14 protein-coding genes are annotated in these 14,065 nt (G+C 29.2%); 6 read left to right on the top strand and 8 right to left on the bottom strand.

Annotated features, from left to right (window positions below; genetic code table 11):
* The 4 genes from cobO (at position 1) to EO083_RS06260 (ending at position 3,546) form a co-directional block, all read left to right on the top strand.
* Positions 1-510, top strand: a complete 510-nt coding sequence (cobO, locus tag EO083_RS06245; protein WP_126993312.1) for a cob(I)yrinic acid a,c-diamide adenosyltransferase — start codon at positions 1-3, stop codon at positions 508-510.
* Between the two features lie 130 nt (positions 511-640).
* Complete coding sequence (locus tag EO083_RS06250) at positions 641-2,323, top strand: S8 family peptidase (RefSeq protein WP_126993313.1); 1,683 nt, start codon at positions 641-643, stop codon at positions 2,321-2,323.
* Positions 2,324-2,588: 265 nt separating this feature from the next.
* Entirely contained in the window at positions 2,589-3,047 is a 459-nt protein-coding gene (locus EO083_RS06255) for a hypothetical protein (protein ID WP_126993314.1), read from the top strand.
* A 79-nt stretch (positions 3,048-3,126) separates the two neighbouring features.
* Entirely contained in the window at positions 3,127-3,546 is a 420-nt protein-coding gene (locus EO083_RS06260) for a hypothetical protein (RefSeq protein ID WP_126993315.1), read from the top strand.
* Here the strand turns inward: EO083_RS06260 and EO083_RS06265 are convergent.
* The 6 genes from EO083_RS06265 to EO083_RS06290 all read right to left on the bottom strand — a co-directional run bounded on the left by EO083_RS06265 (position 3,543) and on the right by EO083_RS06290 (position 10,138).
* Complete coding sequence (locus EO083_RS06265; RefSeq protein ID WP_126993316.1) at positions 3,543-4,883, bottom strand: STN domain-containing protein; 1,341 nt, start codon at positions 4,881-4,883, stop codon at positions 3,543-3,545. The two genes, EO083_RS06260 and EO083_RS06265, sit on opposite strands and share 4 nt — an antisense overlap.
* Before the next feature lie 3 nt (positions 4,884-4,886).
* The gene (locus EO083_RS06270; RefSeq protein ID WP_126993317.1) at positions 4,887-5,969 is read right to left on the bottom strand and encodes a secretin GspD/PilQ domain-containing protein; all 1,083 of its coding nucleotides are present in this window, start codon (positions 5,967-5,969) and stop codon (positions 4,887-4,889) included.
* Between the two features lie 4 nt (positions 5,970-5,973).
* Entirely contained in the window at positions 5,974-7,338 is a 1,365-nt protein-coding gene (locus EO083_RS06275; RefSeq protein WP_126993318.1) for a COG1470 family protein, read from the bottom strand.
* Entirely contained in the window at positions 7,322-8,077 is a 756-nt protein-coding gene (locus tag EO083_RS06280; protein WP_126993319.1) for a winged helix-turn-helix domain-containing protein, read from the bottom strand. Before EO083_RS06280 ends, EO083_RS06275 begins: the two co-directional genes overlap by 17 nt.
* Positions 8,064-8,369 carry a hypothetical protein gene (locus EO083_RS06285; protein ID WP_126993320.1) on the bottom strand — a complete coding sequence of 102 codons (306 nt, stop codon included), beginning with the start codon at positions 8,367-8,369 and terminating at the stop codon, positions 8,064-8,066. The genes EO083_RS06280 and EO083_RS06285 overlap by 14 nt, the downstream gene beginning before the upstream one ends.
* Positions 8,370-8,911: 542 nt before the next feature.
* Positions 8,912-10,138 (bottom strand): M48 family metallopeptidase, encoded by a 1,227-nt coding sequence (locus EO083_RS06290; RefSeq protein ID WP_126993321.1) that lies wholly within the window; start codon positions 10,136-10,138, stop codon positions 8,912-8,914.
* 168 nt (positions 10,139-10,306) lie between these two features.
* Between EO083_RS06290 and EO083_RS06295 the strand changes: the two genes are divergently transcribed.
* Positions 10,307-11,563, top strand: coding sequence for a DUF438 domain-containing protein (locus EO083_RS06295; RefSeq protein ID WP_126993322.1), 1,257 nt, complete (start codon positions 10,307-10,309; stop codon positions 11,561-11,563).
* A gap of 48 nt (positions 11,564-11,611) precedes the next feature.
* On the opposite strand, the gene EO083_RS06300 is transcribed toward EO083_RS06295, so the two are convergent.
* Both EO083_RS06300 and EO083_RS06305 read right to left on the bottom strand, forming a co-directional pair.
* Complete coding sequence (locus EO083_RS06300; RefSeq protein WP_164723702.1) at positions 11,612-12,604, bottom strand: arsenic resistance protein; 993 nt, start codon at positions 12,602-12,604, stop codon at positions 11,612-11,614.
* Between the two features lie 14 nt (positions 12,605-12,618).
* A complete protein-coding gene (locus EO083_RS06305; protein ID WP_126993324.1) occupies positions 12,619-13,392 on the bottom strand; it encodes a sulfite exporter TauE/SafE family protein in 774 nt (257 codons plus the stop codon).
* Between the two features lie 202 nt (positions 13,393-13,594).
* On the opposite strand from EO083_RS06305, the gene EO083_RS06310 reads away from it, so the two are divergent.
* Complete coding sequence (locus EO083_RS06310) at positions 13,595-14,017, top strand: 4Fe-4S dicluster domain-containing protein (RefSeq protein ID WP_126993325.1); 423 nt, start codon at positions 13,595-13,597, stop codon at positions 14,015-14,017.
* Positions 14,018-14,065: the final 48 nt, after the last annotated feature.

Genomic DNA, 14,065 nt, shown 5'->3' on the forward strand with positions numbered 1-14,065 from the left:
ATGGGATACATCCATGTTTACACGGGTAACGGTAAAGGAAAAACAACTGCAGCTTTTGGACTTGCACTTAGGGCAGCCTGTGCTGATAAAAAGGTGTTTATTGGTCAATTTATAAAAGGAATGGATTATAGCGAGCTAAGAGTTCCGGAATTTATAAAGAACATAGAAATAGAACAATTTGGACGAAATTGCTTCATTTTTAACAAACCAACTCAAGAAGACATCGACGCTGCAAAAAAAGGACTCAAGAGAATTGAAGAAGTCTTAAAGAGTAAAAAATACGATGTGGTAATCCTAGATGAAGTAAATGTTGCAATCTACTACAAGTTATTTTCTGTCGAAGACGTCTTAGAAGTACTAAATCACAGAGATGAAAATGTAGAAATTATTTTAACTGGAAGATATGCACCCGAAAAATTTATAGAAATTGCAGACCTTGTAACTGAAATGAAAGAAATTAAACATTATTACAAAAAAGGTGTTAAGGCAAGAAAGGGGATAGAATTTTAACAACTCAAATTTTGATTAAAAATTTATTGATAATTTATCGTTTTGGTTTAAAAAATGAATATAAAAATAGATAAAATACTCCATGTCTTTAAAATTACTTTACCATATTTTAGTAGGGGGGATAGGGGATATGAAGAAAGTTTTATTGGTTGTTTTGGCGGTAGTTACTTTTGTTTTATTTGGGTGTATGGACTCAAATGTTACAAAAAATACTGATGGAGCTGTTTCTACAAATCCACTAGAATTTCTTAAAGGAAAAAGCTTATCAGATCTTACACTTGTTAGCTCAAAAGCAACAAGTTATGCAACAGTTTACGGTACAGTGAAACTTCCCGATGGAACGTATGCACCATACAGTGTAGAAAATCAAAATGCAGAATTTGTAAAAGGCGAATATGTTGTTTACTATGAAGGAGATATTCAAAATATTTCAAAATTGGGAATTTCTGTAGAAAATGCATATTCAACTAACAGTCTTGATGGAAAAAAAGCTTATATATTCAAAGTCAAAGCAGATGACAAAAAATTAAATGTTTTGAAAAAACTTGGTGGAGTAAAATACATAGAACCTAACTATATTTATAGAGCATTTGCTGTTCCAAATGATTCTTACTACAGCTATCAATGGCACTATGAAGCAATCAATTTGCCAAAGGCATGGGACATTATAAAAAGTGCAAACGTCGTTGTTGCAGTTGTTGACACAGGAGTAAGCTTTACACATCCAGACTTACAAGGCATCTTTGTACAAGGTTACGACTTTGTTGATAATGATAATGATCCAACAGATCCTGCAAAAGACGTAAGCCATGGAACACACGTAACAGGTACGATTGCTGCATTAAGTAACAATGGAAAAGGTGTTGCAGGAGTTAATTGGGGTGGATACGGTATAAAGATAATGCCTATAAGAGTACTTGGAGCAGATGGTTCTGGAACGCTTGATGCAGTTGCTCAAGGTGTAAGATATGCTGCAGACCATGGAGCAAAAATAATAAATATGAGCCTTGGTGGCGGTGGAGATTCTCAAATTTTAAGAGATGCAATCCAATATGCATATAATAAAGGCGTTACAATTGTTTGTGCAGCAGGTAACGAAAATGGACCTGTTTCATACCCAGCTAAATACCCTGAAACAATCGCTGTGGCAGCGGTAAGATATGATCTTCAAAGAGCACCTTACTCAAACTATGGGCCAGAAGTAGATGTTGCAGCACCAGGTGGAGACACAAGTGTTGATCAAAATGGTGATGGTTATGCAGATGGTGTTTTAAGTACAGCATGGACTCCAAGCAATGGTGATACCTATATGTTCTTACAAGGTACTTCAATGGCCGCACCACACGTAACTGGAGTCGCTGCATTATTGTATGCTTCTGGAAAAACACAACCAGAAGAAATTAGAGCCGCTTTGAAAAATACTGCAAAAGATTTAGGACCAACTGGTGAAGATGACTACTACGGTGCAGGTTTAATTGACGCATACGCAGCTATTAACTATAATGGTGGAAGTACAAATCCTCCAAATCCAGAGCCACAACCAAATGACGTAGAAACAAAAGTTTTCGTATTAAGATACAATTTCTGGACTGGAAGCTATGAAGTAGTTAGTGAATACGGAAAAGTCAGCAACGGAAATTATACATTAAAATCCGTAATTCCAGGTTATTATTCCTATGTATGTGCCTGGAGAGATTACAATAATAATGGTGTTATAGATACAGGAGATTACTTTGGATACAAAGGAAGCTACACATTTAGCTCCGGCAGAACCTATGGACCAATCGATATTGCAATGCAAGTAGAAAATTAAAAAAATACAAATCACATAAAACGGGACTTCTATTTAGAAGTCCCGTTTTTTTTAATTTAAAAGGTAAAAAGATCTACTTTACATTCCCTGTATAAGTCACTAGTAATTTTACTGCCCCTTCTTAAAACCACGTAACAATTTTTTCTTAAGAAATAAATTTTGATTTATTATTTACCAATAATTTATTGGTATGGTTTTGATAATGCTCGAAATATAGATAAAATTAAAAATGAAAATTTAAATCATAATTTAAAGGAGGGAAAGCATGAAAAAAGTAGTTATTCTTCTTATTGCACTCTTAAGCTTAGCTGTTTTTGCCGCTGGTTCAGCAAACATCAAATTAAATCCAAACGGAAACTGGACACAAACATTAACTTTTAGTGTTTCTCAATGGGTAAAAGTTACTTGGGACTACGATGAAACACAAGTCTTTGCAGTTGATGATACCACAGGTATTGCAAACGTTGGTAACATTAGATTTGAATCAAACAAGACATTCAAGATGTACTATCAAACAACTATTGTTGCAGACGGTGGAGTAACTGATTTGGCAGTTAACGAAGTTAAAGTAGGAAGTACTATATTGAGCAACGATAACACAAATCCAACAAGTGTCTCAACAAAGATTTTAGAAGGTAACCTTGCAATCACATTCGGTGGAGATTACACAAGTGCATCAGATGATTTTACAGTAAAATTTGACTTTACATTCCTTCCATTATAAAAAATTTTGTGAAATTGCAATAAAGCCACCCAATTTGGGTGGCTTTTATATTATAATAGTGTAAAAAGGGAGTGATTTTTTGAGAAAATTATTTTTATTAGCAATTCTTCTTTTAAATATTGTAATGATACCTCAAACTATAAACATTTTATGGTCATATAACGAAAATTCGGTCTTTGTAATTGACGATCTAACAAAAAAAGCTATAGTTGGTTACATGGAAATAAGTTCATCGCCTGGTTTTTACATGTACATATTACCAACTACAAACAACTCAAAAGTAACTGTAACCAATGTATGGATAGGAAAGAAATCAATTTCTATGAATCCAAACTATCCAACAAAAATTGGATACAAAATTTTTAGATGGGGATATGGAATAGTATCGGGTGATTTAATTCTTCAATTTAACTATCCAGATTTCGATCTATCACTAAACACAATAAATGTTACCTTAGACTTTAATTTTATTCCAATGCTTTCTCTCATTGACTTTTAATATACTACTCCCAATAAAACTCCAAAGGATTTATCATTTGAAATTTTAAGTCCGATCTCATACCTTGAAAAATCAACATTTGTATGAAAAACTACTTCTGTACTATCATTTGAAAATTCAATGCCTACCCCAATTTTGAACTTATCAAAATCAAATCTATAAATTGTCAAATTTCTTAAATAAAAATTTTCAAGATCGTATCTTAAATTAATTTGCAGCGATAAGTCATTTATCTTAATTAAATCATTCAATGTCAAAAAGAACAAATTTGATTCAAATCCTATACCTACACTAAAGTTATAAATCACATTTGTGTAAAACTCAAAACCTAAAATTTCAATAGATTCAAAGGACAACTTTAAAAGATACTTATTATCTTGTATTTTAAGATCAGTCCTATTTTTAAAATACTCAGCAGTTATTTCCATTTGTTTATTTTCCTCTATATCAAAATACCTTATATCTTTAACCTTTTCTGCTAATACATCACTTAAAATTTTGTATCTTAAAATATAAATTTCTTTTTTTCCTCTTAAAACAATATTTTGCTCTTGGTTATTCTCTTTCAACGTTGTACTAAAAACATCGCTTCCAATTGAAAGCTCAAGTCTTTTGTTCTCCTTTTCAGAATTTATCCTCAGAATAAATTCATTCGATGTAAATTCTGCAATTTTTATGGCCTGAGAAGTTGCTGTAGCAGGCATTTTAACATCCATATAACTTAGGTATCCACTTTCTACAAAAGAAAATAATTTATAACTCTGAGAATAATTGTATAAATTAATAAGATCGTTGTCATCTAATGTGGATACTTCTTTGTATTTATTCAATTTTAATACAGAAAAAATTAAAAGTTTTCCATTTATACTCTTTTCATCAAGTTTCTCAATGTCAGATATAATTCTTTTATATTCTTCTTCTGAATCTACATAAAACACAAGCTTTTCATCAATTACGTAATTTTCTATACCGTTTAATGAAAGATAATTTGAAATTAATTCTGGAGATGTATGTTTTAAAGTATATATTTTTGGCATCAATTTAGCAGTTTTTTTCTGAGTTGTAGAGTATATTAAAAAAGTATCATTTGAAATACGTTCATAATCAAGATCATAAGGTAATAAGATACTTCTCAATGCAACATCTAAACTAACATCCTTAAGAGAAAGTGTTATAAATCTATCAATGTCGTCTGCCAATATTATAAACTTAACTCCTGTTTCATTTTCTATATAATTTAGTACATCTATCAATGGTTTGTTATTAAAATCCAAATCAATAGTAAAGCTTATTATAGATACAATCAAAAACAGAAATATTAGAAAATTTTTCTTCATTGTCTACTCCTCCTCTATTCGCAAGACAAACAAAATATATCTTTTTTCATGCTTTTCGAAATTTTGCTTGAACAAATTACCTATTATTGGTAAATCCATTAAAAAAGATAATCCACCAACAGCTCTTTCTGATTTTAAATATGAATATGCCCCAATAACTTTTGAAACATTAAAATCAACGGGGACCTTTGTGGAAACTTGTGAACCTAATCTGTCTGTCCCTACATTTTCCAAGTTAATATTCAAATCTATCAATGCAGAAGATTTTAAAAAATATGGAGTAAGCTCAAAGGAAATATTGAATTCAACTGCTTTTTTAGAAATCTTATTATCCACTACTTCGTCAACTAATACTTTTTTAGATGTTCTTAAGGAAGATTTTACTCCACTTAACATTTTAATATTTCCATCGTATATGAGATCAAAATCTTTATTTTCTGTGGTCGATGAAAACAAGAGATTTAAATAATTTCCGTACAATGGTATAGAGAATATTGCACCACTCATCAAATCATTTAATCTTTCCTGGGAATAATTTATTTTTAACAAAAATGGTTTCAGATAACTTTCAGAAACATCTATTATTTTTATATTTGCGGTATAACTTTTTTCCTTTACATCTAAGATAGAAACAATATTTGCAATTTGAGATGCCACTGGAATTGGCGCAAATACTGTAATACTATCTTCACTTGAGCTGTATAAAATATACTCTTTCAACTCTTTAGGTAAAACTTTGCTTAATTCTGAAGCGGTCTTATATCTCAATGGAATATTAAATATTTTTGCATTCTTAAAAAAACCGGGTGATTCCGGATTTGAAACTCCAACAAAGTAGATTTCATCATACTTTACCCAATAGTAGTTATACGGCAAAAGAATAATATCAAGGATTTCCCCCAATGATAAATCCTCGTCTATCTCGATACTTACAATACCACTGAGATTTGGCTCATACACTATCTTCTTTCCAGATTCCAAAGATAAAATATTTAAAGCCTCTTTTATATCCTGTTCATAGAACGATACAGTTAAAGAAAAGCCAATCCCCCATATTAACAAAAACAAAAAAGTTATTTTTTTCATAGTATCACCTTATATACTCTTTATATTCCTTATTTTCTCCAAAAATTCCATACTTTAAAATGATCCTTGAAATGCTGATATTATCTTCTAATTTTATTTTTTTAGATTGTCCCGGTATTAAAACAATATCACTGTACAGAGAAAAACTAGAATAGTTAATATCTACAGCTAACAAGCAATTCCCAGTATTTGTTAACTCTATAGTATTTTCTTCTGGCAAGTATTTTGCTTTCAATTCTGGAGAAAGCTTTTGGCCTCTCATAACAATCAAAGGAGATTTTACAGAAATTTCTTTGCCATCGTGTAAAAGATGCAAATAAAAAATTCTATCTCCAACATTGGTAATTTCTCTTACATTTGATCTAATCTTTATAGAAGTTGCTCTATATGGATATATTCTCAAAACACTTGGATACAACTTGAAAATATCACTTTTTAAACCTTTTTGATCAACAATTTTCCAAGAAATTTCCGATTTAAAACTTGTTAAATTCTTTATCAAAATTGATTTAAGTGTATTTATTGTCTTATTATCAAAAATGATAACATTTGGTGATGCTTCAACAACTAAATTTTCATAGGTTTCATTGATTGTTGTATCCTTGCTTATAGAAAATCTCATACCATATGATTCACCTTCAACTGAAAATCTTACCTTCCCAGTTGGTAAAATCTCTGGAATTTTAAATGTATAAAAAGCCTCGTTTTCGGGAAATACAACCACATCAAAACTATTTATCTCTTTTTCTGAAATTGTTGTCCTTAAATCTACAGAAGTAATTTTAATAGTACCGTAAGGTAGAAAAACTACATTTCCATTGTTCTTCAATTTCATAGTTATCAAAGTTCCAAAATTTCCGTAACGTTCATCGGGACAGAGGTTTAGATTTTTTATATCAACATCGGTAATGTCAACTTTTTGAATAGGATTTATATTTTTGAACCTCAAAAAGAATGGAACAATATAATTTAACCTTATTTGGATCTGTCCACCCCTTTTACTTTCTTGAGAAATCTTTAAGGCAAATACTCCGCTTGCCCCATCAAAATCAGAAGGAATATTAAACTTTAATGTTATCCTCTTTTCTTCATTTGGTTTAAGATCAAATTCATAGCTATCTAAATCAACATAATTTTTCACACTATACTTATAACCTGGAAGGTCAAATTCATACTTTTTTCCATCTGTTACAAAGTCTATCTTTTCAATTCTTATTATTGCATCATAATTAAGGTCATTTCTGACAAAAAAACTATATTCAAAACTCGAGTTTTTAACTTCAATATTATAAATAAGGTTTGGATATATCTTTAAAGAAAAGGCAAGCAACGAAACAAGTATTAAAAACAAACTAAAGATTTTTCTCATAAATTTTTTCCTCCCCATTAGAATTTTTAAAGTTTATCAAATTCAATGCTTCATCTTCATTTAATATTTTTGCATGTTCTATACCTGACCTTTTCAAAAATCCATTAACAACTTGAGAGACTGTTTTATTGCCTTTTTCTAATAAAACAAGTGCTCCATTTTCAAGATTTAAAAGAAAATCTCCTTTTCTCATCCTGAATTTTTTTATTTCATTTAAAAATAGTATTACGTAGGGTTTTTCTCTCATATCCTTTTGAATTTCTAATAAAATCTCAACTTTTTTTGTTTCTTCTGTGTGAAAATATAAAGCAAGGTTTGCTAATTTTCTACACTGATTTCTTTTTTCAACGATCCAATCATCCTCATATCCCTCTAAAAAATCACCAGAATATATCTTAAGCGCTTTTAAACTATTTGAACCTATATTATCCATAAAAAATTCATAATCAGAACTAATTTTATCTCTGTCTATGTATATGTTTTCCCTATAGTTTTTTATAACATCTTTTAAAAATTCATATGTCTTCTTTAAATTATACATTTGAACATTTAAATTTTTTCTTGCATAACTTCTTGTCATATTCTTCCAAAATATTTCGTATATCTCTTCTTTTGAAATGTAAGTCTTTCTAGAAGAGATAATATAAAAAAGCAATTTCAAATTTTTATTGTTTTTTATTATTATTTGTTTACCATCAACAAATATTTTAAAATCACCAAACAATTTAAAATAAATCATACAAATATTCCCTCTCAAGTTCTTCATCAAAAATAGACAAATCTGGAAATACTTTCATTAATTTTACAGCTAATCTACTTTCAAATCCTATATTTTCTAAATAATCATCTACAATACTCTTTACAAGAACATTGTAATACCTTCTCATCTGCCTTGCCCACAAACATTCTATACCCGCAAGGAATGGGCCCGTGTATAAATCCAAAATTTTTTCTAATAATTTCTCTGATCTATCAAAATTGCTTAATACCTTTTCCATTTCCCATAGATCTACTTTAGCGTTACTATACATTACAAGCTCAATACGTTTGTTATTCAGTAGCTCTACCTTTCCAATACCTTCAATTTTTCCATTGATCTTCGATATTAATCTTCTTATATACCTATCATCAATATCTTTTAGATCGGCAAATAGTTGCTTTACATCCAGAAAGTTTACTATGCTTTTTTTTGAAATTAAAAATGAAAATAGTAAAACTTCGGGTTTTGTAAAGCAAAATTCTTTTATTTCAGGTATGAAAAAGTCTCCAAAAAGTTTGATCAGTTTTAACCCCCCTATATGAAAAAAGAATAAATTAGAAATGAAAACTTCTACGTCAAGTTATTGTATCATTAAATATCAAGTAATTTGTTTATCAAAATAAAAATCAAAATGTAATAATAGAAACAAAAAAGTTAACATATTATTAATTCCTTGAAAGATACCTTACAAATTTCCTTAATTTCTACAATAATTAGAAAATTTAGGCAAATAATATAAAAAAAGCTACACCTTTAATGAAAAAGTGTAGCTTTTTTAGTTATTTTTTGAAACCAAGATCTATTATTGTGTAATCATTTTTTTAACTTTAGTAAATTTTTTATTCTTTCTTCTGGCGATGGATGGTTGTAGTGCCAAATTTTGTATAAAGGTGACGGATTTACATTTGAAAGATTTTCTTTTACTAGGCTTTTTAAAGATGAAATTAGGTATTCTGGTGTTCCTAAAAGCTCTGCTGAGTATCTATCTGCCTCAAACTCATATTTTCTTTGCAAGAAATTAATAATCGGTATTGCAAAATACACAACTGAGCTAATAAATATGAATGAATAAGTAAATGCTGTATAACTCATGCTTATTCCGAATACGTTGTTATTTAATATATAGTTGTAAACAACATTTACAAGGTAAAATATAAGCGTATACAGTATTGATATAATTACCAAAAGTTTTGGAATATGCTTTCTTTTACTGTGTCCAAGCTCGTGAGCTATGATTGCCAAAATCTCTTCTGTTGAATATTTTAAAATTGTGTCGTATAATACAATTCTCTTTGATTTTCCAATTCCAGTAAGTGATGCATTTTGCTTTTTTGTCCTTTTTGATGCATCCATTACGTAAATATTTGATATGTTAAATCCTGCTTTTTTAAGTAATTTATTTATCTCTTCTTTTAGTTTTTCATCTTCTAAAGGAGTAAATTTGTTAAAAATTGGCGCAATAAATATTGGATAGATTAAAGTTAAAATAACCTGAAATAGTATATATCCTATAGAAACCTTCCACCACCAATTCTGATCTATACTTAATACCCACAATAGAAGAGAAATTAAAGGAGTAAACAATATTATTGATACAACAAAAGTTTTGATTATATCAACAACAAAAGTCTTAACATCCATTGTGTTAAAACCATATTTTTCTTCAATAACAAAAGTTGAATAAATATTAAAAGGTAGATTTACAAGAAAAGTTATAAGTCCATATAATGCAAAAAACAATAACCCTTGAATGATTATTGTATTTGAAAATGACGAAACTACATTTTCAAGAAATGGAAAACCGCAAAATAAAAGAATTAAAGTGACGCCAAGCTTAACAAACTGAGAAAAAGATTCAAGCAAAGTTTTATCCTTCAAATATCTTTTAGATCTTTCAAAATCTTCTTCAGAAATTTTATCTTTCAAAACTTCAGGAACGCTTGCATCTTTAGAAGTAGAATATTTAAGATTCAAAAATAATAATATTTCTTCCCATAAAACTTCAAATACAACAATTAATAGAAAAATAAATTTAAACACACACCTTCCCTCCCTATTCTTAATTAGATTATTCTCTCGAATATTTTATCATGAACCCAAAAAATTTTTTAAACTTAATTTTAAAACTGTAATCTATATTACACACAACAAAATAAATTAATGATATAATGTAATTAGTAAAGACTAAGTTACTTCGGAGGTGTTAATATGAGTGAAGTATTTAACAAAAGAGAATATTTAAAAAATCTTATCAAAAGAACCAAAACAGAATATAGTGAAAAGCTAAAGAAAGAAATTCAGCAAATTCTCTCTGAAATTTCACCACTTGAAATAGCAATTGTCGAGCAAGAGCTTATGAACGAAGAAGGAATAAGCGTTGATGAAGTTAGAAAAGTATGTAATATTCATATCGATGTGTTAGAAAGCAAAACAAAAGGTCCAAATCTTGATGTCCCAAAGTGGCATCCCATTCATATACTTGTAAAGGAACACGAATATTTTCAAGAAAAGGTTGTCGAATTTAAAAAACTAGTTGATCAAATAAATCAAAAAGATAACTTTTCTGAAGCTATGCCATTAATTATAAAAATTCAAGAATTTATTGATGAATTTGAAAATTTTGAACTTTATTTTCAAAAAGAAGAAAATGGTTTATTCCCAGTTATCGAAAAACATGGGATTGAAAAACCACCTATGGTAATGTGGAAAGAACATGACGTTTTTAGGACTTTAAGAAAAGAGCTTAAACAATTAAAAGAGAATAGGCAGATTAATTTTAAAGAGTTAAAAGAAAAGTTGTGGAATATTAGCACTGCAATGGTTGATCTAATATTAAACCATATATACAAAGAACACTTCGTGCTATTTCCTTCAGCTCTTGAAACAATAACAGATGAAGAATGGAAAACAATTAGGGAAGAATTCGATAAAATAGGATATTGTTGCTACAAGCCTGAAGAATATCCAAAAGAAAATGATAATATTAATAATGAAGATATAACAATTGACAAGATTAATTCTATGATAAAAAAATATCTTGAAAAATCTTCAAGTGATAAAATTGAATTTCCAAGCGGCGTTTTGACTAAAAAACAACTTCTTTGGATATTAAATACCTTACCAGTTGATATAACATTTGTAGACAAAAACGATGAAGTAAAATATTTTAGTGAAACAAAAGATAGAATATTTGTTAGAAGTAGAACAATAATTGGAAGAAAGGTTCAAAATTGTCATCCAGAAAAAAGTATTGAAATAGTAAACAAAATCCTTTCCGATTTTAAATCAGGAAAGAGAGATAAAGCAGATTTTTGGCTTAAACTTGGTGAAAAATATGTCTATATTCAATATTTTGCAGTTAGAGACGAAAATGGGAAGTATCTTGGAACCTTGGAAGTTACACAAGATATCGCACCTATCCAGAAAATCACCGGAGAAAAAAGAATATATAATGATCAAGACTAAATAAAGATTAATGAAATACCCCAAAATTACAGTTTGGGGGTATTTTTTCTACTTATTTTTAAAATACTTTCTTATCAAATTTTCCATATGAATATATGCTATAAGAAAAATTATCTGAAAGATTGGAAGGACTGCGGCAGGAATAGCTACCATAGGGCCAAAAGCAAGTGATGCAATAGCAACTGCTGTACCGTTGTTTTTACCTGTACTTAAAAAAACTATTCCCATATGCTCTTCATATGACAATCCTATTTTTTTATTCAAATATGTTTCTAATAAAAGTGCTATTATTAAATATATTAAAGTTATAATTCCTAATATGATCACTAAATGAACTTTTGCCAATAGCATTTTTCCTTTTAGGAAAAATATTATAAATATTATAAAAAGCATAGAAATTAATGTTATAAAAGAAAATAAAGGTTTTAATTTAATCAAAATATTTTCATCCTTTGCCTTTATTAATCCCCAACGTGTGAGGACCCCTAAAATAATAGGTAAAATTACTACATACAATAATGATTTAAATATTTGTTCCATTGGGATTGGTATACTTACTCCTTTTCCAATAAAATGAAAATATATGGGTGTCAAAACTGGAATTAACAAAAAATTAATCGCTTGAGCAATTGATGCAACTTCAATACTTCCCTTAACAATTCCAGTATAACCAACGCTAGATGAACTTACTGGTATAAGCATCACAAGTAAAAACCCAAGAAACAATTCTTCATCGTGAATGAACAATTTAGCTAAAATAAAAGCAATTATGGGAGTTAAAATATAGTTATAGAAAATGCTCATTAATACTGCTTTAGGATCCTTTGCTATATTTTTCACTTTTAACCAGTTAATATTAATCATCATGGGGTAGATCATGAAAAATACAAAGAAAACAATTAATTTACTAAATACTGCTTTATAACCCATCACAAAATTTGAAAATTGTACTCCCAAATACCAACCTAAAATTATAGCACCAATTGAATAAAATATAAGATATTTTTTTAAATTAGACGAAATCTTAATTAAAACTTGCAAGATTATCACCTCCATTATCCAACCAAAGTTTTTACAAACATCCAAAGAGATGCAAATACAAGTACAAAAACAAATATTTTCTTTAGATTTTCTATTTTTACTTTGGTAGAAAAGTGTGAACCAATTAAAGATCCAACAGCAGCAAATAACGCCATGACTATATTAAATTTCCAGTTAATGTCTGTTGAAATTCCCCTACCAATAAACCCTGTAGTTGCCGAAAACAAAACCATCAAAGAATTTGTCGCAAATGAAATCCTCATTGGCATATTACCTATGATTATAAGTAAAGGCACGATCAAGCCCCCACCTGAAATACCAACCATACCTGCTATAAAGCCTATAACAAATACTATTGGAATAATTATTAATATTGGAATTTCATAGCTTTCTCCACAACATTTTCTTTTGATTTTTATTCCAAAATTAACAATTGACCTCTTTTTTGGCTTTGCAATAAAAAAAGCAGAAATTATAAGCAAAACTGAAAAGGTAATTTTTAATACAATCTCATTTATACTCGCTGAGATAAATCCACCAAAAAAAGAGCCGAAAGCAACAGAAAGAATTAAAATTAATCCAACATTCCAGTCAATGAGCGTTTTTTTATGAAAAACTAACATCATAATTAATCCTGAAACCATTAAAATAAACAAAGAAGCTGAAGCAGCTTGCTGATACGGAATACCCGCTGCTAAAAAAATTGGAACAAAAAATTCGCCTCCACCTTTTCCTAACATCGATAACACCAAAGTAACTCCAAACAAAATAAATCCCAGTAGAATCATTCTTTGTCACTTCCTTTTATCATTCCATATTGCTTATTTTATAAATGAATATCTGCTAATATCTTCATATGAAATTATATACCAGCATTATAACCCTGTCAACAAACTCAGTTTTAGAAACCAAAAATTAATCAACAAATAAATATATTGAAATATAAGCATATTATAATATACTTAGAAACTAAAATACGGAGGTGAAAATATGTCGGCACCAGAAAATGCTCCAATAATTGGAAAAGATGCTCTTGGAAGGCCAGTGAAAGATTTATCAGTAATCCCATGGTGGGGAGTTAAAAGAACAGAGATTGAATGGTACCCAACTATCGATCATGACAAATGTGCTGGATGCGGCTTGTGTTTTGTTACATGCGGACGTAGAGTTTTTGATTTTGATAAAGAGTTATCAAAGCCAATTGTAAAGTACAAATACAACTGTTTGGTAGGTTGTCAAACATGTTCAAATATTTGTCCAACAAATGCTATAACATTTCCAGATCCTTCCGAAATGAAAAAGCTTGTAGCCAAACACAATGTAGTAAAAAAATCATTTGAAATAATCTCTCCTATAATTGAATGCAAGCAGAGTCTACCGGAAGAAGAAACACAATCAGATTTTAATAAATAAAAAAAGGCCCTGTCAGGGCCTTTTTTATTGACATTAATATATTATTTA

The organism is Thermosipho globiformans (assembly GCF_003990895.1).
GTDB classification, from domain to species: Bacteria; Thermotogota; Thermotogae; order Thermotogales; family Fervidobacteriaceae; genus Thermosipho; species Thermosipho japonicus.